The sequence below is a fragment of the Acetobacter fabarum genome (genome assembly GCF_040702925.2).
GTDB classification, from domain to species: Bacteria; Pseudomonadota; Alphaproteobacteria; order Acetobacterales; family Acetobacteraceae; genus Acetobacter; species Acetobacter fabarum_B.
Map to the genome: position 1 here is coordinate 181632 of NZ_JBFCXX020000001.1, position 22732 is coordinate 204363.

Here is a 22732-nt window from a genome sequence, read left to right on the forward strand (position 1 = left end):
TAAAAAGGGCAGGGGCTTTTTTATTGGGGCAGTTTAAGCCGCTACCCGACCCGCTATCCGGTTTTGTGGAGTGCAAAGGGTGCGGGTGTTGATGTTATTCGGAATGGGTGGTGGAAGATCCGGACACCGCGAGGGATGTGGTCAACTGGTAAGGCTGGTGGGTAATGACAATATCAACCGGCCTGTTTGCCAGAAAATCCGCCGTGGATATTTTGGCCGAAGGGGTATCGGTAATAATGGCCTCGGCATCGCGGTGAACCAGAGAGAACAGACTGGGGGCCGCAGAGGATGGCAGGTAGGCCGCGTAAGGGTGGCGCCCGGCTATGCGGTGTGCGTTATAGGCATCCCGCTCGGAGCTTATGGGAATGGCCACCATAACCTTGGAATCGGCTTTCAGAACCGCGGCAGTGCTTTTGTAGTCGGCTGGTACAAAAATGACCCGGTCACGCATATGGGCCTTGCTGACTTCCTGCGCTACTTCTCTGGGGTCTGTTCCATGCAGGTCGAGCATCAGCAGGGTGTTGGTGTGGCGGGCGGTGTCCAGAACAGTGGCAAGCGCGCTGCTGCCCGGCTCTACCGCAACCTGCCCATCCGCGCCACTGGTCAGGCCAAGGCGTACCATGCCGGGCTGCTCCGTGGAGGAAATGGTCGCAGCCTGTGCCACGCTTTGTGTGCCCGTATTGCTGGCGCAGACAATAAGCCCGTGATGAATGCGCGCCATAATACCGCTGGTTTTGGTGTGGTGGATGGCCAGCACGGCTATGGATGCAGCGCATAGGGTTGCCGCAAAGGCAATTTTTTTCAAACACCTGTGCGAGGTGGTGGCACCGCAGCAAACAGACATGTCAGCTCCCTTTTCAGGATGTGACATCAGTGGGTTCCTTGTCCTTCTGGCCGACCATGGAGGCCGCTTTAGCCAGATCAACAGAAAGAACGCGGCTTACTCCGCGTTCCTGCATGGTTACACCAAAAAGCTGGTCCATATGGGCCATGGTGAGCTGGTGGTGTGTCACGACCAGAAAACGCGTACCGGCTTCTGCAACCATGTCGCCCAAGAGGGCGCTAAAGCGGCCCACATTGGCGTCATCCAGTGGGGCATCCACTTCGTCCAGTACGCATATCGGAGCAGGGTTACAGCGGAACACGGCAAAAATCAAGGAAAGCGCGGTTAAAGCTTGTTCACCTCCGGACAGGAGCGAAAGTGTGGCCAGCTTTTTGCCCGGTGGCTGGGCATAGATTTCCAGCCCGGCCTCCAGCGGGTCATCACTCCCGACAAGGCCCAGATGGGCGCGCCCACCGCCAAACATGCGGGTGAACAGGGACTGAAAATGCTGGTCCACCTGTGTGAACACCGCCATAAGCCGTTCACGCCCTTCCTTGTTGAGCGAGCCTATGGAGCCGCGCAGGCGGTTTATGGCTTCTTCCAGATCATTCATTTCCGCCCCGAGGGTCTGGGCCTGAGTGGAGGCTTCCTCCGCTTCCAGCTCGGCCCGCAGGTTGACCGGGCCCATATCGTCGCGCTCGCGGGTCAGGCGGGCAATCTTGCGGCGCAGGGAGGTTTCGGCCCCTTCCGTCAGGTCGGAAACGGGTTGTCTGGGTGGGTTAGGGGTTTCTACCAGCAACTGGTCCAGAATGGCCTGTGCCTGTTCGCTCCTGCCTTCCGCCTTAAGCAGGTTTTCACGTGCGGTGGCCAGTTCGCCCTCTGTTTTGCGGCGCAACTCATGAGCAGTGGTCAGGGCTGCTTCGGCTTCTGCCCGCAGGCGGTCGGTCTGGGCAAAGTGTTCCTCTGCATCTTCCAGTGCGGCCAGTGTGCGGGCTTTTTGCTGCTGTGCCGCCGTGGGGAGTTCGGCCACCCTGTTGTGGTTGGCCCGCGCTGCTTCCAGCCGCTGGAAGGCATTTGTGGTGTCTGTCCGGGCAAGGCCCTCACGCGCGCTCCACTCGGCCTGTGCGGTGTTGAGCGTGTTAATCCGGTCTGCCAGCGTGGTGGATTCGGCCTGCAGGGCCGCACGGAGTTCGCGCGCGGCATCAAGCCTGCCCAGCAGGTCGGCCTTCTGGGCGTGCAGGTTGTCCAGTCTGGCCTGTGCATCTTCTGGCACCGCGGCGCAGGCGGCCTCCAGCGCGGCTTGTGCTGCAAGCAGGTTCTGCTGGGTGTCCGTGTGTTCGGCGTGCAGTTCGGCCTGCCGTGGAGCCAGCCCCGCCAGACGGCTGCGCAGGGTAAGGGCCTGCTCGTGCACTGCGCGGCTGGTCTGCGCGGTTGCAGCCATCTGCTCATCGGCCTGCAAGGTGGTCCGGGTTGCAGCCTGTAGGGCCGTACTGGCGGCGTTCAGCTTTTCCTGCGCTGCGTGCAGGGCATTCTGGGCCTGCTGCATGGACTGGGCAGAGGCCAGCTTATCTTCCATCTCTGCAACGGTTGTGGATTCCGTTGTCAGATTATGGCGCAGGCGTTCAAGCTCGGGGGTGAGCGTTTCCAGCCGCGTTGTGGCGGAGGCGTGCTGCTGTTCGGCGCGGGCCAGTTTGTCCCGGGCTGTTTGCAGGGCCGCCTGTGCCTGTTTGAAGGCAGCATGCGCCTGCTGCTCGGCGGTTTGTGCCGCGGTGTTTCTCTCGCGTGTGGTGGCGAGGGCACGCTGGATATCCTGTAAGGATGGCAGGCTCTCATGCGCGAGCCGGGCATTGCTGAGAGTGGCCTCGGCTTCGGCTAGAGCGGCCTGTGCGCGCTCATGCTGGGGGAGTGTGGCATCCAGCCTTGCGCGGTAGGAGGCGTAGCGGCGCTCTGTTTCGGTCTCATGCGCGCGGGCCTTCTGGAGTGCTTGTTCCTGCGTGTTGCGGCTGCTGCGCAGTTGCCTGAGCAGGTCCTCATTGGCCTGTACGGCGGCAGCACAGCTTGCAACGTTTGCCTGTATGGCGGGCAGGTCGGCCTGCAACACGCTCAGGCGGCTTTGGGTTTCGCGCAGAACACGGCGTTGGGCCAGCCTGCGCGCAGCCGTGCTGGTTCCCCCTGCCTGAGTGTAAAACCCGTCCCACCGCCACAGGTCCCCTGTGGTGGAGACCAGACATTGCCCCGGAGACAGCAAGGCCTGAAGCGCTCGCCCATCCGCACCTTCGGGCAGCAGTCCGGTACAAAGCAGGACCCTGTCCAGCTCGGGCGGGGCCGTAATGTGGTTTTTGAGCGGCTGTGCGCCGCCGGGCAGGGCAGGCAGGGATTCAGGCGGGAGATGCCGCCAGCCTTGGGGAGCGTCGGGGGTTGCGGGGGCGTCCAGCCCTTCCGCCAGAGCGGCCGCCAGAGCATTTTCATACTCTTCGGGAACGGTAATCTGGGCGGAAACCGGGTTCTCTGCCACAGCACTATCCTGCCCCAGAGCCTGATCCAGCCCTTCGGCCTGCGCCTGCAGGCGGGTCAGTTCGGTCTGGAGTGTGGTCTGCTGGTTCTGGGCTGTTGCGTACTGGGCCTTGTGCGCGCTCAGCGCGTGTTCGGCCTGCTCCAGTTCGGCCCCGGTCTGGGCCAGTACATTTTCCTGCTGGGTACGTGCCTGTCGGGCGCTGTCCAGAACCGTGTCGGCAATGGCCTCGGCCCGAACCTTGTCCAGTTCCCGCGTAAGGGTCTGGGCTTCGTGCTGCGCGCGTTGCTGCGTGGTGCTGGCCGTACGCAGGGCTTCGGCCGCACTGCGCTGGTGTGCTTCGGCTTCCTGCGCAGCGCGGCTGGCCTCGGTAAAAGCGGTGCTGGCGGCACGGCGTTCGGCCTCAGCTTTTTCCTGCGTTTGTGTGGCCTGTTCCAGCGTGGCGGCTGCCTGCTGGCTGCCGGTTTGGAGCGCATCCAGCACATCGGGGCTGATGAGCGCCTCCAGCGCTTCGGCATGGCGCTTTTCTGCCCCATGCAGTTCAGCCTGTAGGGCTGTCAGGCGCTGGCGGGCCTGTTGCAAGGCTTTTTGTTGCTCGTTTTGAGCGGCCTGTGCGGCCTGTGCATTATTTTTGGCAATGGAGAGGTCAATATTGCATTGCGCACAAAGGCGTTCGGCTTCCTCCTGCGCGACTTTGGCCACCTGCTGGGCCTGTGCTGCCAGCTCTGCCTGCTCCTGCGCCGTAGCCAGTGCCTGCTCGGAGGGGAGTCGGCTTTCCAGTTCCGCTAGTTCGGCCTGAAGCGTGTTGCGTGCGAGAGCAACCCGCTCGTGCCGTGTGCGGGCCGCGTTCAGGCTGTCTTCGGCCCGTTCCTTGCCTGCGCGGGCGGCACTCAGCTCGGCTGTCAGGCTGGCAAGGGCCTGTTCGGTTTCGGTCTGCTGGGTGCCCAGTCGCTGTATCTGCTGCTCGGCCTCGGCCGTGCGGGTGGGGAGCGAGGTCTGGGCGGCCAGCACTTCGGCCATATCCGCCTTGAGGCGTTCGAGCGTGTCCAGCACGTCCTGCAGGCGGGTTTGTGCGGCCTGGGCATCTGCCTCGTGCTGTTGCAGCAGTTCGGCTGCGGCCTGCGCCTGAGCCGCTGCGCGTTCTTCTTCCTTGACCACGCCTTCCGCCAGAACGCGGCAGCGCTCCAGTGCCGTACGGGCGGCATCGGCACTCTCGCGCAGCGCGGGGAGGGCTTTGGTGGCTTCAAATTCGGCCAGAACAGCGGTTTCTGCCGCTTCTTCATGCGTCGTCAGGGTTTTGCGGGCCTGCGCGGCGGCACTGGCCGCGCGTTCCACAGCCAGTCTGGCCCGTGCGTGCAGAACTGCCAGCAACTCGGTTTCCGCCTCCCGCAGGGCTGCCGAAATTTCGCGGTAGCGTGCGGCCTCGCGCGACTGTTCGGCCAGACCACTCAGCCGTTCTGTCAACTGCACGCGGCGGTCTTCGGCGCGGGTCAGGTTGCCCTCAGCAGCACGGAGCTTGATCTCGGCTTCGTGCCTGCGGGCATGCAGGCCGGTAATGCCTGCGGCTTCTTCGAGAATGCTGCGTCGCTCTTCCGGGCGGGCACCGACCAGCATGGCCACCCGGCCCTGACTGACCATGGCGGAGGAGCGCGCGCCAGATGCCAGATCGGCAAACAGGGTCTGCACATCCCTTGCGCGGACGGGGCGGCCGTTAATGCGGTAATCGCTCCCGGCACCGCGTTCGGCCCGGCGGGTAATCTGGAGTTCATCCAGATCGGCAAAGGCTGCGGGGCCAAAGCCTTTTGTGCCTTCCAGCGTTACGGTGACTTCCGCCAGAGAGCGGGCCGGACGCCCGCTTGTGCCAGCAAAAATAAGGTCATCCATTTCCCCCCCACGCAGGGAGCGGGCGGAGGATTCCCCCATAACCCAGCGAAGTGCTTCCACCACGTTGGATTTGCCGCATCCGTTAGGACCAACAACGCCGGTCAGACCGGGGAGCAGTTCCACGGTTATGGGGTCGGCAAAGCTTTTGAACCCCACAATACGGAGGCGAACAAAACGAACCGTCATACAGATCTGTGTTTTTCTGGTCGGGAGGGCTGACTGTTAAAAAACAGTCAGCTGGCCTTGGTCAGATATTTAACAAAGTCGTCGTAGGAGAGGGCGCTGGACACCTGCTCCTTGTTGTTGAAGCGGAAGGTGGGGGTGGACTCAATGCTGTATTTGTCCTGCGCTTCGCTCTGCTCGGTCATGATGAACTGGAGCAGTTTCTGGTCCGTTACCGCTTTTTCAAATGTTTCGGCGGGCATGCCGGCAAAAGCCGCCATTTTTTGCAGTTCGGCCTTGTGGTCAACGTCGTTATTGTACGCCCAGCGGTCCAGACTGGACAGTACGGCCGAGCAGAAAGGTTCGTACCGTTCTTCGGGCAGGGTGCGGGCGACCATGGCGGCAAGCGTTGCAAGCTGATCGGTGGGGAAGTCATGGAAAACGTAACGGATTTTGCCCGTATCGATCAGGTTTTTCTTAATCTGCGGGAAGGTTTCTTCCGCAAAATGCGCGCAGTGGATGCAGGTCAGGGAGAACCACTCCTCTACCACCACCTTGGCGTTGGGGTTGCCCAGCACGCGCGGGGTAAAGCGCGTATCGGCTGCATCGGCCGCAAAAGCCAGCCCGGGGAGTGAGCTGGCGGTGAGTGCCGCGCCCGTGGCGACAAGAAAAGAACGACGTGTAAAGGACATGAGGAACCAAGCCTTCCCGATCAATGGACCATAATGCTGCGAACAGGGATGGCGGCAGAAAGAACCGCCGTCAACCTGTTGTTGCAGGCAGACCTGCCTGAGTCTGTGGATTGGAGGGGTTTTCCCCCTCGCTGACCAGCTTGCGTACCCGCACCCGGCGGATATGCCGTGCATCCGCATCGAGCACGCGGAACAGATAGCCGTGTTCGTGCGTCAGCACCTCTCCGCGTGCGGGCACATGTCCGGCCATGCGAAAGACCAGACCGCCAATGGTCTCGATTTCGGCTTCTTTTTCGCTATCGGTCAGAATCGGGCCGATCTTCTGCTCGAATTCCTCCACCGGGCAGCGGGCATCCACGTCATACGATCCATCGGGGCGGGGGGTAATCAGCACCGCCTCGGGTTCGTCATGCTCGTCGGAAATATCGCCCACAATGGTTTCGATCAGGTCTTCAATCGTCACCAGACCGTCAATGCCGCCATATTCGTCAATCACGAGGGCAAGGTGCATGTGGCGCTGGCGCATTTGCAGCAGCAGGTCCAGCACGGGAATCTGCGGGGCAATAAACAGGGGCTGGCGGAGCAGGGGTTCCAGATTGAACGCCTCGCTGGTGCCCACATAGGCAATAAGGTCCTTTACGTGGATCATGCCAACAATGTCATCAAGCTGGTCGCGGTACACGGGCATGCGTGAGTGATTCTCGCGCCGCATCATGGCCAGAGCCTCGTCCAGAGAGATGGAAACCGGCATGGCCACAATATCGGCTCTGGGCACCATCACATCATCGGCCGAAATATTGCGCAGACGCAGGATATTGGCTATCAGCGCGCGTTCCTGCCGGTCGAGTTCGGGTTTTTCCCCGTCTGGTGCGCTTTCATCCCCCGCTTCGGCAGCCTGCTGTACAAGGGCTGCAATGGAACTGCGCAATCCCCCCGGAGGCTTCTTGCGATGAAAAAACGAAAACAGGCCACGTCCGGAAGGCTCCGCCCGCTCGGCTGAAGTCTCGTGCTCGTTCATGACCGGGTTTTCCACGGGTTAGGCACCTTCATGCGGGAAAGCAGGCGGGATTCCAGCATTTCCATTTCCCGTGCTTCACCCGGGTGGTGGTGGTCATAGCCAGCCAGATGCAGGCTGCCATGCACAACCAGATGCGCCAGATGGTGGCTGACTGGCCGCCCAGCCTTGCGCGCCTCGCGCACAACCGTTTCCAGCGCCAGAATAATATCCCCCCCGCCATAGCCGGGCGGGGGTTCAAAGGTCAGCACGTTGGTTGGTTTATGCTTGCCCCGGTGCCTGCCGTTGAGCCGCCGCACCTCCCGGTCGCTTGCCAGCACAACACTGCCGGGTTCAAGCCCATACTGCGCGCAGGCCGCCAGAGCGCGGCGCACGGTTTTTTCGGGTGTGGGGGCGTAGGAGCGCCAGCGTGCGTCCCGGATCAGCACATCCGGGCCATCCTGCGTTAACGCATCATGAAACCCTGCTGGATACGGGTCCGTATCCACAGGGTCGGCCACGTCCAGCGTCAGGACAGGGCCAAGGCTACTTCGCGGTTCCATTGTTCTCCTGACGGCCCTTGTGGCGGGAGTGCCCTTTTTTATCAGCCGTCGTCGTTTTTGCATCATAGGCTTCAATAATGCGCGCGACCAGCTTGTGTCGCACAACATCAGCCGCTTCAAAACGACAAATGGTAATTCCCTTGACGTTTTCAAGCGTATTGACCGCATCCTGCAGGCCCGAGGGCGTGTCATGCGGCAGGTCGATCTGGGTCAGGTCCCCGGTTACAACCATGCGTGAGCCCGGCCCGAGGCGGGTCAGGAACATCTTCATCTGCGCGATGGTGGTGTTCTGGGCTTCGTCCAGAATAACATATGCGTGCGAGAGCGTGCGCCCGCGCATGAAGGCAAGGGGGGCGACTTCAATCTCGCCAGCACTCATGCGGCGCATGACCTGATCACCGGGCAGCATGTCATGCAGTGCGTCATAGAGAGGGCGGAGGTAGGGGTCGATCTTGTCCTTCATGTCCCCGGGCAGAAAGCCGAGCCGCTCGCCTGCTTCCACCGCAGGGCGGGAGAGAATGATCCGGTCAATGGAACCTGCCAGCAGGAGGGAGACCGCCTGAGCCACCGCAAGGTAGGTTTTGCCCGTCCCCGCGGGGCCGATGCCGAACACAAGCTCCTTGGTGGCAAGGGCGCGCATGTAGCTGGCCTGTCCGGGGGAGCGGGGCTCTATGTTGCCCTGACGCAGCCGGATAACAGGCAGAGTGGGGTCCTGATTGGCAAAAGGAGTTGCCGGAGCAACAGACAGGGGGAGGGTAGGTCTGCTTTCATGCACTCTGGACATGCGTATGGCCGCCTCTACTGCGCTGATGTCTATGGTCTCGCCTGCTGCCAGTTTCTGGTACAGCAGGCTCAGGGTCGTGCGGGCAAGGGATGTGGTTTCTGGCAGACCCCGGATGGAAATGCGGTTGCCGCGTCGCGCAACGTCCACTTCCAGCCCTTCTTCCAGGCAGCGCAGGTGCCTGTCGTGGTCTCCGACCAGTCGGGCAAGCAGCGCGTTGTTTTCAAATTGCAGGGTTACGGGCTGAGCCAGCTCCGTAACCGCGACGGAAGGAGGGGGGGACGTGCGCGTGGTATTCAAGCGTATACATTCTCCTCTTCCAGAATACCGCCCAGCGAGTTTGTCAGGCGTTCTGTTATGCGGACTGGCACCGTCTGGCCGATCAGGCGGTCAGGGCCGATCACATGGACCGGCTGGAGCCAGGGTGAGCGTCCTGCAATCTGTCCGGGCTTGCGCCCTTTGCCAGTAAACAGGACGGGCACGGTCTTGCCAACCATGGATGCGTTAAACGCATCCTGCTGTTCGCGCAGGAGTTTCTGCAGGGCTTGGAGGCGGGCATCTTTTACGTCCTCGGGCACCTGCAGGGGCGCGCCCGCTGCCGGGGTGCCGGGGCGGGGGGAGTATTTAAAGGAATAGGCCAGCGCAAACCCCACATCCCGCACAAGCTGCATGGTGGCTTCAAAATCCTCATCCGTCTCGCCCGGGTGGCCGATAATAAAGTCGGAGGACAGGGCAAGGTCCGGCTTGGCCGCGCGCAGGCGGTGCACAAGGTCGCGGTATTCATCGGCCGTGTGGCCACGGTTCATGGCGCGCAGGATACGGTCGGAACCGGACTGTACGGGCAGGTGGAGGAACGGCATGAGTTCTGGCAGGTCGCGGTGGGCTGCGATGAGCGCATCGTTCATGTCCCGCGGGTGGGAGGTGGTGTAGCGGATGCGGGACAGACCGGGGATTTCCGCCAGCGCATAGGCCAGACGGGTCAGGTCCCATACCGCGCCATCGGGGCCATCACCGTGATAGGCGTTGACGTTCTGCCCCAGCAGGCTGATCTCGCGCACGCCGCTTTGGGCCATGCGGCGGGCTTCGGCCAGAACGGACTGCACGCTGCGGCTGCTTTCCGCCCCGCGGGTGTAGGGAACCACGCAGAAGGAGCAGAACTTGTCGCATCCTTCCTGAATGGTCAGGAAGGCTGTGTAATTTCCCGGTGTCTGCGGGGCTTCGGCTTCGGGCAGGAAGTCGAATTTCTGTTCGGTAGGGAAGTCGGTTTCGATAACGGCATTCCCCGCACGGGCCGCACGGGCCACCATTTCTGGCAGGCGGTGGTATGTCTGTGGGCCAAGAACGATGTCCACATAAGGTGCGCGGGCCAGAATTTCCTGCCCTTCGGCCTGCGCCACACACCCAGCCACGGCAATAATGGTCTGCTGGCCTTCCGCCTTGCGGGCTTCCTTGATCAGTCGCAGGCGGCCGAGTTCGGAAAAAACCTTTTCCGCCGCACGGTCACGGATATGGCAGGTGTTAAGGATGATCATATCCGCCGTATCAGGCGTATCCACCGGCTGGTAGCCTAATGGCCGCAGCACATCCCCCATGCGTGCACTGTCATACACGTTCATCTGGCAGCCCCACGTAATTACATGCAGGGCGCGTGATGGTGCTGTCTGGTCGAGGGTTCGGGTCATGATGGCTGCCACTCCGCTCTGCCGCAGGCCCATTCCATACGGCGGAAAGAGGACATCAGGCGTGCGGTGGCGTAGGTCAAGCCTCTTTTCTCACCGCTTGGTGGGGTGCGGTCTGGAATGGTGCGTAATAAGAGCCATGCCGTGCCGGACAGAGTGGCCTCCCGCCGTGAACAATGCGCAGGTCGTTTTGAGGCGACGGACGCTGGTTATGTCCTCTTTTTCAATGAAGCAAAAAATAGGGCTGCTCTGTCAAGCAGCAGTTTTGTTTTCTTCACATGCGCGGGCAAAAAATTGGCGGGCAGGGACGCGGGGTTGAACCGGCCGGGCTGAACGCGCGGCGTGCGGTTCTGCCGCATATCGGCACAGCCATCGGCCACGGCTTTCCATGCGGCTTCCGCCAGCGCCTTGCGGCTGGGGAACAGGTCGGGGTCCAGAGGCTCGTGCAGTACAACGGTTACGTGTGAGCGCTTCCACTGCAAAAGCTGCCAGAGGTGCGGGCCCAGATCCATATCCCCGTACCATGAAAAAACAGGGCGGCGGAACCGGCTGACCGGCAGGCCTTCCAGTTCGTCATAAACAAGGGAGACGGGCTGTATAAGAGGCGCCATGCCGGGTTTGTAGGTTACGGGCAGCAGGCTTGCGTCCATGCCGTCCTTGAGTCTGGGGAGTTTGGCAATGGCAAAGAAGGCGGACATGAACGGCAGAACGCGCGAGCCATCGGAGGATGTCCCCTCGGGGAAGAGGATCAGGTTATCCCCGTTCACCATACGCTGGATCATCTGGTCCCGTTCGCGCCCGGTGGTGCTGCGCTGGCGGCTGACAAAAATGGTGCGGCCGATATGGGAGACAAGCCCCATGACCGGCCATTTTTCAATATCTCCCTTGGCCACAAAAACAGAGGGCAGCAACGTGCCCAGTACGGGGACGTCCAGCCAGGACATGTGATTGGAAATATAAATAACAGGTCGCTCGCCCCGCCTGCGGGCCTTTATGCCGCCGACCGTGCCCACCCTTTTGCCCCGGACCGTTATACGCAGGCCAATGATGCGGCACAGCACACCCCAGATCACCCGTGTCCAGCGGATTTTGGCCGTGCCGGGTATGGGCAGCAGGCAGGCTTCAAACCCGACGGAAAGCGGCACCCATACCAGCATCCCGGCCAGACGTATGGCCGAGCGGGCCTGCCCTACACGACGGAACAGCATATCTACCCATGACGGAAGGGGTGAGATCGGAGCGGTGGCAGGCGTGCCCGGAGGCAGGGACTGCGTAGGTTGGTCAGGCTTGGTGCGCATGGTCCTGCTTCTGCCAGAGGCTGGCCGGGTGGGCCAAGGAGCGGGCAGCAATGTGGAAGAAACACATAAACATGCGTTCTCATACCGCGAAGAGGGGGGAGGGGACAATCCACCGTGTGAGAAGGTTTTTTTGGCGGAATACCCAATTTTTGTCATGGTTATGGTTGTAGGTGAGGGGAAACATGTAAAAATAAGCTTGGGCAACGGGCTGCATAGCCTTCATGCAGCAACAGACAGACAGGACAGAGTGGCCGTTTACAACCGCAACAGACTTGGCAGGTTTACTGGCTCTGCGAATCGGCTTCTGGCTGGAGTGGCGCTGTGGAGCGTTCTAACGTGTGGTGCGCACGCGGCAGACCCGCAACCTTATGTGACAAACCTTGACCCAACCGGGCAGAGCGATCTGGATACCGCGCTCAAGGCCTCGTCCGATCTGTTAAGCCTGCAATCCACGCGGGCGGTTGGCCCGTTTGCGCTGGCCGGGCGCGTGCGCAACGAATATGACCGCCTGCGCGGCGCGCTGGAAAGCTGCGGATATTACGACGGCACGGTGCATATCATGCTCCGCAATGGCCGGCAGGGTCTTGCCATGGATGGTATGGCCAGCGCTCTGGCGTCATGGCTTGGGGCTGTCCCCGAGCATGACAGGGTGGATATTACCGTTAACATTGATAAAGGCCCGCTCTTCCACCTTGGCTCGGTCAAGCTGGTGGAAAGTGCCACCGGCGTTGCGCCGCACCTTACTCCCGAACAGCAGAAAGCGTTTGGTCTGCACACAGGCCAGCCCGCCATAGCCGCAGATGTGCTGGCCGCGGGTGGCCGCCTGCTGGACGCGCTGCGCGAGAGCGGGCACGCGCTGGCTCAGGTGGACAAGCCCATGGCCTACCTGCGCCCGGACACCAGAACAGTGGATATTGTCTACCCCGTTGTTCCCGGCCCCATACTGGATGTTGGCAGGATCAGCATGGAGGGACTCAAACAGGTACACCAGTCGTTCGTGCGCAGGCGGCTGAGTGTGCATGAAGGGGAACTGTACCAGCCATCCCGCATAGAAGCCGCACGGCAGGACCTGACCTCTCTGGGTGTTTTTTCCAATGTCTCGGTCAGGGATGCCTCCAGCAAGGCGGTCAATGGCACCATGCCGCTGGACTTTTCCTTTCAGGAAGGAAAGCGCCATTCCATTGGAGGTGAGCTTGGGTATTCCACGGACCTTGGCGCGCGTGTGGGGGCGACGTGGACCCATAACAACCTGCTCGGCAATGCCGAGCGCCTGCGCCTGACAGCCCTGATTACCGGCCTTGGCGGATCTGCCCAGCAGGGGCTGGGGTATGATGTATATGCTGATTTTTTCAAGCCTGACTTTCTGGAAAGCAAACAGAACCTGAATGCCCGCATAGAAGGCCTGCGGCAGTTGTTCTGGTCTTACCGGCAGACGGCCCTGCTGCTGCGTGGGGGGATAACCCGCCCGCTGGCCAAAAACTGGAACGGCAATTTTGGCCTTGCCGCGGAACAGGAAAGAATCGAACAGTTCGGCGTTTCCCGCAGTTATACCATTCTCTCGGCTCCACTGTCGGGCATGTATGACAATACCGGGGTGGGCAACCCCATAGAACCCGCAACACATGGCGTGCGTGCGAGTATTAACGTGACCCCCTCCGTCTCTCTGGGCAGCAAGGGGGCGGGTACGTCGTTCTTTGCAATCATGAACGCAACAGCCTCGACCTACGTGGACCTGCATAAGCTGGGCATCAGCCGTCCGGGACGGAGTATTCTGGCATTCCGTGGGACCATTGGCAGTATTCAGGGCGCAAGCACATGGGACATTCCGCCTGACCAGCGCATGTATGCGGGGGGGAGTGCTACGGTGCGTGGTTATCGCTGGCAGGGCGTTGGGCCGCAGTATGGCCATACCAAATATGCCATTGGCGGCACCTCGCTGGATGCGGGAACGGTGGAATACAGGCAGCGCCTGTTTAAAAGTTTTGGTCTGGCCGCCTTTGCCGATGCCGGGCAGGTGGGCAGCAACAGCATGCCCTTTACCGGAACCCTGCGTGTGGGGGCGGGTGGTGGCGTACGGTATTACACACCTATTGGTCCGGTCCGGCTGGATGTGGCGGTACCACTTAACCGCGCGCCCCGTGGGGATTCGTGGGATTTGTATATCGGGCTGGGGGAAACGTTCTGATGCCAGAAATCACACCCACATCCACTCCCCCGCGCAGCCTGTGGCGGCGTGCAGGCCGTTTTGCGCTGATCATCGCAGGCTCGCTGGCTGGTATTGGTGTGCTGGCGACAGCGTTACTGCTGGTGGGCGTCAATACAGGGCCGGGGCGGAGGATGCTGGTGCGCCAGACCGCATCCCTGACCGGGGGCATGGTCACGCTGGAGGGGGTGTCAGGCCGTTTTCCCGATAACCTGCGTGTTAAAACGCTGGCGATCCATGACCGGCAGGGGGCATGGCTGACACTGCACGATGTCCGGTTCGACTGGTCCCCCATGGCCATGGTGTGGCGGCAGGCCCGCATTTATGTGTTTAGTGCGAGCGTGCTGGATATTCCACGCCTGCCTGTGTCCGACCCCACGCCACGGCCAGCCCAGCCCGAGTCATCCTCTCCCTCAGCCCTGCGTATGGGGGTGGATATCCGCAAGCTGGAAGTCGGGCGGATTAATGTGGGAGCGTCTCTTGCCGGGCAGGCTGCCAGTTTCCGTGTGAGCGGTCATGGCAGGCTTGCCAGTATTGACGCGATTATCAATGGGCTGAGCCTGCCAAAGCTCCCCCGCTCCGATATTGCCATACAGGTTACGCGGCTCGACCAGACCGGGCAGATCAGCCTGACCACAACAACGGGGAAAGGCAGACTTGCCCTGCACCTGAATGCGAGCGAAGGCGCGAATGGCGGGTTTGTGGCAACCCGGCTAGGTGTGCCGCAACTGGCTCCCATAGCGCTCAGGCTGGATATGCAGGGCCCGGTTACGGCCAGCACTCTGGCATTTTCGGCCTCCGCCGGAGCGGTGAGCGCACAGGCACGCGGCACGCTGGACCTGCTAGCGCAGCAGATGGCCCGGCTGGAAGTTTCCGCCCAGTCGCCACAGATTGATCTTGCGCCCGATATCGGGTGGCAGGCCGTGCGTCTTGCTGCCCGTCTGAATGGCAAAATGGTGGCGCCTCACGGGACGGCGCAACTGGAGGTAGACCAACTGGCCGCTTCGGGCGTGCAGGTGGGTACGGTGAATCTCCGTTTTGCGGGGGAGGGGGGGGACGCCGCCGCCGTGGCCGAACAACTTCACCTGACACTCACGGCCGACGGGCTGCGCCTGCCGGGTAAGGCGCCCACACTGCTGGCGGCGGCCCCACTCAGGCTGGACGCCGTAGCCAAACCAGCCGAGCCGGGGGTGCCGGTGGTCTTTACCCTTGACCATCCTGTTATTGCCCTTTCGGGGTCTGTGCAGGCTGCGGCTCCACAGCATGGCACACTCAGCCTGAACGTGCCTGACCTGCTGCCTGTTGGCGAGGCGGCAGGGGTGCCCCTGCGCGGGCATGCGAGCCTGAATGCGCGTTTTGACCGCCCCCGTGACCCGCAGGGGGAGACGCATTTTACCACCGATGGCCAACTGGCCATAACGGGTGGGCAGGCGCAGGCCGCAGGGCTTATTGGCCCGGATGGGCATTTTGCCCTTGCCGCAGCCATGCGTCCGCTCCCGGCGCAGGCGGGCATGGCCGCCGGACAGCAGATTGACCTGTCCTCATTCACCCTGTCGGGTCAGGCGCTGGACGCCAGGGTGCAGGGTCATGTGCAGACAGGCCGCAATGTGGACATAACGGCCAATATCGGCCTGCCCATGCTGGAAAAACTGGCCCCTGCCCTGCGGGGAGATACCAGTATGGTGCTTGCCCTCAAGGGGCCATTGCAGGATTTTGTCGCCACATTGGAAGCAAAGGCCAATCTGGGCACTGCCACAATGCCCAAGGGGGCTCTGGCGCTGGATGCGGCGGTTACCCATCTGCCAGCGGCCCCTCAGGGCACATTGGCTCTTGAAGGCACGCTGGACCGTGCGCCAGCGCAACTGGCTGTGGCGTTTGGGCAGGCAATGGATGGCACGCGCCATCTTGACCTGCAAAAGCTGTCCTGGAACAGCACAACAGGGGAGGGTGCGCTTACGTTCGCCCCCAAAGAAGTGGTGCCGCAGGGGGACCTGAACCTGAGCGTTGGCAGGCTGGCCGATTATGCTGCCCTTGTTGGCCAGAAAATAGCGGGTTCGCTGGTGGCGTCAGTCAATACCACCATGGTTGAGGACAAGCCGGTTGTTGCACTCAGGCTCAAAGGGAATGTGCTTACGCCCACCTTCAGGGTGGGGTCGATCGCGCTGGCTGGCTCCATTGCCGACCCGGTCGCCCACCCCACTCCAGACCTGACCCTGCGCCTTGGGGGGCTTGCGGCCGCCGGGGTAAGCGGGCAGGCGCAGCTGAGTGCTAAAGGGCCGGATACGGGTATGGTGCTTTCCGCACAGGTAGGGCCAGCAAGCTGGCTGGGCAGCCCTCTGATGCTGAACACACAGGCCGTGCTGAACCTGCCGGATAAACAGCTCAAACTCCAGAATCTGAGCGCTACGGCAAAGCAGGAAAGCCTGCGTCTGCAAGCGCCAGTGCTTGTTTCGTTTGGAGAGACACTGGGGATTGACCGCCTGCGTGCGGTGCTGAGCACGCAAGGCAGTCAGCCCGCCACGCTGGATGTGGCTGGGCGGATAAAACCCAGCCTGTCCGTTACGGCGGATATTCGCAATGTAACCCCGGCACTGGCGCACCCGTTTATGCGGAATTTTAACGCCACGGGTGTCGTATCACTGAACGCCAGACTTTCTGGCACGCTGGATAAACCTGAAGGCCAGGTACAGATCAGGGGCAGCAACCTGCGCATGGCGGATAGTTCTGCCGTGGCCTCTATTCCTGCAATGGAGGTGGAGGGTACGGCCAATCTTGCCCGCACACAGGCGCAGGTGCAGCTTGATGCGTCAGCCGGAAGCAAAATGGGCCTGCATGTGCGCGGCAATGCGCCCCTGTCCAGAACGGGGCCGCTGGATTTGCAGGCCAATGGAAATCTGGACCTGAGCATAGCCAATGGCATCCTCGGGGCGCAGGCCCGGCAGGCGCAGGGGAAGGTGCAGATGGCTCTTCAGGTTCGTGGAACGCCAGCTTCTCCTGCTATTATGGGGGCGATTGACCTGATCAATGCGGATTTTCAGGATTTTGCGCAGGGGGTTCATCTCAGCGCCATTAACGGGCGTGTGGTGGGGGCACGGGACCGGATTGTTATTCAGACACTTAGCGCAAAAGCAGGGAATGGCACGTTGGGTGCAAGCGGTTTTGTGGGTGTTGCCATGCCGGGTATGCCCATGGACCTGCATCTGTCTGCCAGGGATGCGCGCCCGGTTACAAGTGACCTGCTGACCGCCGTGCTCAATGCCGACATAACCGTGCGCGGGCAGGTGCAGACACGCATGGACGTGACAGGTGGGGTAGATCTGCGGCGTGTGGAAATCAATATTCCCAATTCGCTCCCCGTATCTGTTGCGCGTCTGGATATCATCCGCCCCGGTGAGGAAAAAAAGCGGCTGGAGGAAGCCATGGCCGCCTCCACGCATCGGTCCGTTATCGGGCTGGACCTCAAGCTGACATCACCGGGCAAGTTTTTTGTGCGCGGGCACGGGCTGGATGCGGAAATGGCAGGCCGCCTGAATGTAACGGGAACGGCACAGGCCCCCGTTGTAACCGGCGGGTTTGACCTCAAACGCGGTAATTTTGATCTGGCTGGGATTTCGCTCAACTTCACCAAGGGCCGGGTCGGCTTTAATGGCTCGGGCGTTGGGCACAAGCTTGACCCCACGCTTGATTTCGAAGCCGACCGCGCCGTGGAAGGCCAGACGGCTATGCTGAAGGTAGGGGGCACTGCCAGTGCTCCCAAAATCAGCTTTGATTCCGTACCTTCCCTGCCGCAGGATCAGATTCTGGCCATGCTGCTGTTTGGCACGGATGCCCGCTCGCTTTCTTCCACGCAGATGGTGGAGGTGGGCACAGCACTGGCGACCCTGACCGGGCTGACCACCTTTGACCCCATGGGCACCCTGCGTAAAACCCTGCATCTGGACAGGCTGGCTGTTGGCGGCGGTTCGGGCGTTGGTAATGGTGGCGCCAGTGTGGAAGCTGGCAAATACGTCATGAAAGGTGTTTACGTGGGAGCCAAGCAGGCCACCTCTGGCTCGGGTACGCAGGCGCAGGTGCAGGTGGACCTGACAAACCACCTTAAACTCAATACCACGGTGGGGACCGGTGGGTCCGTAACGGGCTTTACCACGCCAGAAAACGATCCGGGGAGCAGCGTGGGGCTGGTCTGGCAGTATCGTTATTAAACGGGCGTGAGTGTTAGTCACGCTCCGCGGCGTGCTGCATCCGGAGCCGCATTTTTGTTCAGGACTGAGGGTGAATGTCCATGACCACAGGCACATGGTCGGAGGGGGATGGCCAGTCTCTGGCCTCTTCCAACACGGACATGCTGGCCAGTTCGGGCACCAGGTCGGGGGTGACCCAGATGTGGTCCAGCCTGCGGCCCCGGTTGGACTTGCGCCAGTCCTTGTTACGGTAGGACCACCATGTGTACAGCTTGTCCGTGGGCGGGACAAAACAGCGCATGGCGTCCACAAAACCGGTCTGCTGCCACTGGGTCAGGCGCTGGGTTTCCGGCGGTGTGTGGCTGACAATTTTCAGCAGTTGCTTGTGGCTCCACACATCATGTTCAAGGGGGGCGATGTTCAGGTCGCCCACCAGCACCGTGCGGGCTGATTTCTGCTGTGCAAACCACTGTGTGGCTTCGTCCACAAAGGCAAGCTTGTGGGCAAATTTGGGGTTGGTTTGGGGGTCCGGTTCATCCCCGCCTGCGGGGACGTAAAAATCATGCAGGGTGATGTCGCCCCCCGGTGCATGCACGGTGGCGGCAACATGGCGGCAGTCTTCCTGAGCGTACCATGTCGGTGTGTCCACAACCGGGCTGAGCGGCAGGCGTGAGAGAATGGCCACGCCATTGTACCCCTTCATGCCCTTGTAGTGCAGGTGTTCAAACCCAAGGGCGCGCACGCTCTCAAGCGGGAAAAGTGCGTCCGTCACCTTGGTTTCCTGCAGGCAGACAACGTCTGGCAGCAAGGCGGTGGTCAGCTTTTCCAGCAGCGGCATACGCAGGCGGAGGGAATTGATGTTCCATGTCACAAGTCGCATGGGCAGGGCATGGCGTATTGTGTGAGGGAGGGCAAGCAAAAAGAGGGGCACCCCCACGAACACAGGGGCGGGAGGACGCTTGCATTTTCTGGCAACCACCCCATGATATGAGAAGCATGGATACCCAACGCCCCCAGCCCGCCCCCCCGCAGGATGCCGTAGCCCTGCACCGCGCCCTCCTGACACTCGATAGCCATATCGACATTCCATGGCCTGACCGGGCCGATGCGTTTGAAGATACCCCCCAGCGCAAGGTGGACCTGCCTAAAATGCAGCGTGGCGGCATGTCGGCGGGCTGCTTTGTGGCCTATACGGCGCAGGGGCCGGTTACAGCGCAGGCGCATGCACAGGTGCAGCGGGAATGTCTGGCCATGCTGGACGCCATCAACACCATGCAGGGCACGCATAATGGGGTAACGGCCCGTATCTGTTCCCGCGCGGCCGATATTCGGGCGGCCCACGCCCAGGGTGTGATCGCGGTTATTCCCGCAGTGGAAAATGGCTACGGCATGGGCGAGGACCCGGCCCAGCTTGGCGCGTTTGCCCAGCGGGGGGCACGGTATGTTACCCTGACCCATAACGGGCATAATGCACTGGCGGATGCGGCCATCCACCGCCCCGGTCTGGGGGATGCGCCGCAAAAACACGGTGGGCTTTCCGCCCTTGGGCGTGAGGCCGTGCGGGAGATGAACAGGCTTGGCCTGCTGGTGGATGTGTCCCATGCGTCCAGGCAGACCATGCTTCAGGCTGTTGCGGCCTCGGCCACGCCGGTTGTCGCCAGTCATTCCTGTGTGCGTACATTGTGTGATCATCCACGTAATCTGGACGATGAGCAGCTTGATGCGCTCGGGGCCAGTGGCGGGTTGATCCAGATAACCGCCATGCCTGCCTTCCTTAAACCCAAACCGGAGGAGGGGCGGCGCTCGGCCGGTGTTGCTGATCTTGTGGACCATATTGACTATGTGGTGCGCAGGCTTGGCCCTGCTTATGTTGGGATTTCCTCCGATTTTGATGGCGGCGGCGCGCTGGCGGACTGGCAGGATGCAACGCAGGGCGCCAACATTACCGCCGAGCTGCTGCGCCGGGGGTATGACCGCAGCGAGATAGCGGCCTTCTGGGGGGAGAATTTTTTGCGGCTGCTGGAAAAGGCGGAGCAGGTAGCGGAACAAAGCAGGATTACAGTTCACGCCGCAGGTTGAAAATTTTGTCCACTATTCCTCTTGACACGCTCTATTTTCAACAAAGAGTTTGAAAAAGCAATGACAAGTTAAGAGTGTTTTGGAGTAAAATCCTTTTAAATCAATGGCATGATGTGTTTGATTAAAAAATATGCAATCCGTTGGAAAGGCTGAAAATCTGCGGTTTGCACCCTTTCAGCCCCGCATCGTCCACAGACTTATCCACAAAAACGGTGGATGAAATTGATCGCCCCCCAAAGAGCGCCAGATGACTGCACAGAATTCGTCACAGGATAATGCGGAGGCTCAGACCAACGCCCAGCCCGGCCTTCCGGACAGAGGGGTGGAGGTCATACGCCACGCCCTGCGCACCATGCCTTTTGCCCCGGGGGTTTACCGTATGCTCGGGGGCAAGGGGGAGGTGCTGTATGTGGGCAAGGCGCTCTCGCTTAAAAAACGTGTCACGTCCTATACGCAGGTTGGCCGTCTGCCCGAACGCCTGCGGCGCATGGTGTCGGAAACGGCCTCCATGGAAATCGTGACAACCCATACAGAGGCCGAAGCCCTGCTGCTGGAGGCCAATTACATCAAGCGGATGAAGCCCCGCTTCAATATCCTCCTGCGTGATGACAAGAGCTACCCGTGGCTGATGCTGACAGATGGGCAGGACTTCCCCCAGATTGCCAAGCACCGTGGCAAGGCTGTCAAGGGGGCCAGCCTGTGGGGGCCTTTTGCGTCCGTATGGGCGGTCAACCAGACCCTGAACCTGATCCAGCGCGTGTTTTTGCTGCGTTCGTGTGCGGATTCCGTTTTTAACAGCCGGAGCAGGCCGTGCCTTCTGTTCCAGATCAAGCGCTGTTCCGCTCCGTGCGTGGAGCGCATAGACCGTCAGGCTTACGGGCAACTGGTGGAGCAGGCGCGGGATTTTCTGTCCGGCAGGGACACCGCATTGCGTGAGACACTGGGCGCGGACATGAACAGGGCGGCGGAGGAGATGGATTTCGAGCGGGCCGCCGTGCTGCGCGACCGTATTCGCGCGTTGGCGCAAATGCAGGATTCCAGCGTGATCAACCCTGCCTCCTTGCAGGATGCGGACGTGTTCGGGTTATGGCAGGAGGCCGGGCAGACCTGTATTCAGGTCTTTTTTGTACGTGGCGGGCGCAATAATGGCAGTCGCTCGTTTTTTCCGGCCCATGCGCAGGATGAGGCACCGGCTGATATTCTTTCCGCCTTTATCGTCCAGTTTTATGATGACAAACCTTGCCCGGCGCAGATTCTGGTCAACCATGCGCTGGCGGAAAGCCCGCTTATGGCCGAGGCGCTTGCATTGCGGCGTGGCAAAAAGGTGGAAATTCTCAACCCGCAACGCGGCGAGAAAAAACAGGTTGTCGATCACGCCGTAGCCAACGCACGGGATGCCCTCAACCGCAGGCTGGCCGAAACAGCAGGGCAGGCAAAGCTGCTTCAGGGTGTTGCGGATGTGTTTGCGCTGGATGCGCCGCCTGAGCGTATCGAGGTGTATGATAACAGCCACATTCAGGGCGCGCATGCCTATGGCGTGATGATTGTGGGCGGCCCGGAAGGGTTCAACCGCAAGGCGTACCGCAAATTCCGCATCAAAGGCCCCGTTACACCGGGGGATGACTTTGCCATGATGCGCGAAGTGCTGGAGCGCCGCTTTGGCCGCGCACTCAGGGAGGCGGATGCGGGAGATACCTCCAACTGGCCCGATGTGCTGCTGATAGATGGTGGTGCAGGCCAGTATTCCGCCGTGCGGGCGGTGCTGGATGAACTGGGTGTCACTGGCGTCAAGCTTGTGGGGATTGCCAAAGGGCCGGACAGGGACGCAGGGCGGGAGTGGTTCCATACCGACCATACGGAGCCTTTCCAGCTTCCTCTGCGTGATCCGGTTCTGTATTATCTGCAGAGACTGCGCGATGAAGCGCACCGCTTTGCCATTACCACGCATCGTTCGGGGCGCTCCAAGGCACTTGTCACGTCTGAGCTGGATGACATTCCCGGTATTGGCCCTGCGCGCAAAAAAATGCTGCTCAACACTTTTGGCTCGGCCCGGGCTGTCAGGCAGGCGGGGCTGGAGGCGCTGGAGGCGGCGCCGGGTGTCAGCCGGGAACTCGCACGGGTGGTTTACGGGCATTTTCACCCCGGCTGGTCGCCAGACTAGGCGGGGTGGGTGTTTTTTGCGTACCGATGGCTGCCTTGCAGTCAAATCGTGGATGAGTGACGACTTTGCGATAGGTCAAACCATTCCAGTATGGTGGAAAATGCGCTAGCATGCGTTCTAATGCTGACAGACCTGCCCAACGTCCTGACTCTTTCGCGCATTGTGGCCATTCCCATTGTGGTTGGATTTGCCGCATGGGGTGCGCCGCAAACAGATGCGCTGGCCTGTCTGCTGTTCATTCTGGCCGGTATTACCGATTATTTTGATGGCAAGCTGGCGCGCTCGCGCCACCAGTTGTCCGACTTTGGGCGCATGTTTGACTCCATAGCCGACAAACTGCTGGTAGGGGCCTGCCTTATGGTGCTGGCGGGCTTTTTGCGCCTGCCATACCTTAGCCTGTGGCCTGCGATTATCATTCTGTGCCGCGAAATTCTGGTATCTGGTATGCGTGAGTATCTGGCCGAGCGGCGCGCCAGCCTGCCCGTAACCCGGCTGGCAAAATGGAAAACCGGATTCCAGATGACCGCCATAGGCTTTTTGCTGGCGGGGGATGGAACGGGCGCGCTGCTGGGTATTCCCTGGCTGCCCGTTGCCCTGATCGGAGCGATACTGCTCTGGATTGCCGGTGTGCTCACAATGATTACCGGCTGGGATTATCTGACCAAGGGTTTGCAGCACGTCGATCTGTAGTAGCCTTTGCGCCAGAATGGGCAGCATTGG

General features: G+C 61.2%; 14 protein-coding genes. 5 read left to right on the forward strand and 9 right to left on the reverse strand.

Annotated features, from left to right (window positions below; translation table 11 throughout):
- Nucleotides 1–94: 94 nt before the first annotated feature.
- The 8 genes from AB2L51_RS00820 to AB2L51_RS00855 form a co-directional block, all read right to left on the reverse strand.
- Nucleotides 95–871, reverse strand: a complete 777-nt coding sequence (locus tag AB2L51_RS00820) for a PI-PLC domain-containing protein (protein ID WP_395580707.1) — start codon at nucleotides 869–871, stop codon at nucleotides 95–97.
- The gene (locus AB2L51_RS00825; protein WP_395580708.1) at nucleotides 858–5405 is read right to left on the reverse strand and encodes an AAA family ATPase; all 4548 of its coding nucleotides are present in this window, start codon (nucleotides 5403–5405) and stop codon (nucleotides 858–860) included. Before AB2L51_RS00825 ends, AB2L51_RS00820 begins: the two co-directional genes overlap by 14 nt.
- Before the next feature lie 47 nt (nucleotides 5406–5452).
- Nucleotides 5453–6073, reverse strand: a complete 621-nt coding sequence (locus tag AB2L51_RS00830; protein ID WP_395580709.1) for a DsbA family protein — start codon at nucleotides 6071–6073, stop codon at nucleotides 5453–5455.
- A 70-nt stretch (nucleotides 6074–6143) separates the two neighbouring features.
- Nucleotides 6144–7091 (reverse strand): hemolysin family protein, encoded by a 948-nt coding sequence (locus AB2L51_RS00835; RefSeq protein ID WP_395580976.1) that lies wholly within the window; start codon nucleotides 7089–7091, stop codon nucleotides 6144–6146.
- The gene (gene ybeY / locus AB2L51_RS00840; RefSeq protein WP_395580710.1) at nucleotides 7088–7630 is read right to left on the reverse strand and encodes an rRNA maturation RNase YbeY; all 543 of its coding nucleotides are present in this window, start codon (nucleotides 7628–7630) and stop codon (nucleotides 7088–7090) included. The genes AB2L51_RS00835 and ybeY overlap by 4 nt, the downstream gene beginning before the upstream one ends.
- On the reverse strand, nucleotides 7614–8711 hold the full coding sequence (locus AB2L51_RS00845; protein ID WP_395580711.1) for a PhoH family protein: 1098 nt from the start codon (nucleotides 8709–8711) through the stop codon (nucleotides 7614–7616). Before AB2L51_RS00845 ends, ybeY begins: the two co-directional genes overlap by 17 nt.
- Entirely contained in the window at nucleotides 8708–10126 is a 1419-nt protein-coding gene (miaB, locus tag AB2L51_RS00850; protein ID WP_395580712.1) for a tRNA (N6-isopentenyl adenosine(37)-C2)-methylthiotransferase MiaB, read from the reverse strand. Before miaB ends, AB2L51_RS00845 begins: the two co-directional genes overlap by 4 nt.
- Nucleotides 10127–10299: 173 nt before the next feature.
- Nucleotides 10300–11388, reverse strand: a complete 1089-nt coding sequence (locus tag AB2L51_RS00855; RefSeq protein WP_395580713.1) for a lysophospholipid acyltransferase family protein — start codon at nucleotides 11386–11388, stop codon at nucleotides 10300–10302.
- Between the two features lie 247 nt (nucleotides 11389–11635).
- Between AB2L51_RS00855 and AB2L51_RS00860 the strand changes: the two genes are divergently transcribed.
- Together AB2L51_RS00860 and AB2L51_RS00865 are read left to right on the forward strand one after the other, a co-directional pair.
- Complete coding sequence (locus AB2L51_RS00860) at nucleotides 11636–13573, forward strand: autotransporter assembly complex protein TamA (protein ID WP_395580714.1); 1938 nt, start codon at nucleotides 11636–11638, stop codon at nucleotides 13571–13573.
- Complete coding sequence (locus tag AB2L51_RS00865) at nucleotides 13573–17793, forward strand: translocation/assembly module TamB domain-containing protein (protein ID WP_395580715.1); 4221 nt, start codon at nucleotides 13573–13575, stop codon at nucleotides 17791–17793. The genes AB2L51_RS00860 and AB2L51_RS00865 overlap by 1 nt, the downstream gene beginning before the upstream one ends.
- A 58-nt stretch (nucleotides 17794–17851) precedes the next feature.
- On the opposite strand, the gene AB2L51_RS00870 is transcribed toward AB2L51_RS00865, so the two are convergent.
- Nucleotides 17852–18652 (reverse strand): exodeoxyribonuclease III, encoded by an 801-nt coding sequence (locus AB2L51_RS00870; protein ID WP_395580977.1) that lies wholly within the window; start codon nucleotides 18650–18652, stop codon nucleotides 17852–17854.
- A gap of 116 nt (nucleotides 18653–18768) precedes the next feature.
- Between AB2L51_RS00870 and AB2L51_RS00875 the strand changes: the two genes are divergently transcribed.
- From AB2L51_RS00875 to pgsA, 3 genes are all read left to right on the forward strand, one after another.
- Nucleotides 18769–19851, forward strand: coding sequence for a dipeptidase (locus tag AB2L51_RS00875; RefSeq protein ID WP_395580716.1), 1083 nt, complete (start codon nucleotides 18769–18771; stop codon nucleotides 19849–19851).
- 247 nt (nucleotides 19852–20098) lie between these two features.
- Nucleotides 20099–22012 carry an excinuclease ABC subunit UvrC gene (gene uvrC / locus AB2L51_RS00880; protein WP_395580717.1) on the forward strand — a complete coding sequence of 638 codons (1914 nt, stop codon included), beginning with the start codon at nucleotides 20099–20101 and terminating at the stop codon, nucleotides 22010–22012.
- Nucleotides 22013–22132: 120 nt separating this feature from the next.
- Nucleotides 22133–22702, forward strand: a complete 570-nt coding sequence (gene pgsA, locus AB2L51_RS00885) for a CDP-diacylglycerol--glycerol-3-phosphate 3-phosphatidyltransferase (protein WP_395580718.1) — start codon at nucleotides 22133–22135, stop codon at nucleotides 22700–22702.
- Nucleotides 22703–22732 lie beyond the last annotated feature (30 nt).

Excerpts from the sequence above, each read along its gene's own strand:
- AB2L51_RS00875 (WP_395580716.1), top strand. The coding sequence starts at position 18,769 with ATGGATACCCAACGCCCCCAGCCCGCCCCCCCGCAGGATGCCGTAGCC.
- AB2L51_RS00835 (WP_395580976.1), bottom strand. The coding sequence starts at position 7,091 with ATGAACGAGCACGAGACTTCAGCCGAGCGGGCGGAGCCTTCCGGACGT.
- AB2L51_RS00865 (WP_395580715.1), top strand. The coding sequence starts at position 13,573 with ATGCCAGAAATCACACCCACATCCACTCCCCCGCGCAGCCTGTGGCGG.
- AB2L51_RS00855 (WP_395580713.1), bottom strand. The coding sequence starts at position 11,388 with ATGCGCACCAAGCCTGACCAACCTACGCAGTCCCTGCCTCCGGGCACG.
- uvrC (WP_395580717.1), top strand. The coding sequence starts at position 20,099 with ATGACTGCACAGAATTCGTCACAGGATAATGCGGAGGCTCAGACCAAC.
- ybeY (WP_395580710.1), bottom strand. The coding sequence starts at position 7,630 with ATGGAACCGCGAAGTAGCCTTGGCCCTGTCCTGACGCTGGACGTGGCC.
- miaB (WP_395580712.1), bottom strand. The coding sequence starts at position 10,126 with ATGGGCCTGCGGCAGAGCGGAGTGGCAGCCATCATGACCCGAACCCTC.
- AB2L51_RS00820 (WP_395580707.1), bottom strand. The coding sequence starts at position 871 with ATGTCACATCCTGAAAAGGGAGCTGACATGTCTGTTTGCTGCGGTGCC.
- AB2L51_RS00830 (WP_395580709.1), bottom strand. The coding sequence starts at position 6,073 with ATGTCCTTTACACGTCGTTCTTTTCTTGTCGCCACGGGCGCGGCACTC.
- AB2L51_RS00825 (WP_395580708.1), bottom strand. The coding sequence starts at position 5,405 with ATGACGGTTCGTTTTGTTCGCCTCCGTATTGTGGGGTTCAAAAGCTTT.
- pgsA (WP_395580718.1), top strand. The coding sequence starts at position 22,133 with ATGCTGACAGACCTGCCCAACGTCCTGACTCTTTCGCGCATTGTGGCC.
- AB2L51_RS00870 (WP_395580977.1), bottom strand. The coding sequence starts at position 18,652 with ATGCGACTTGTGACATGGAACATCAATTCCCTCCGCCTGCGTATGCCG.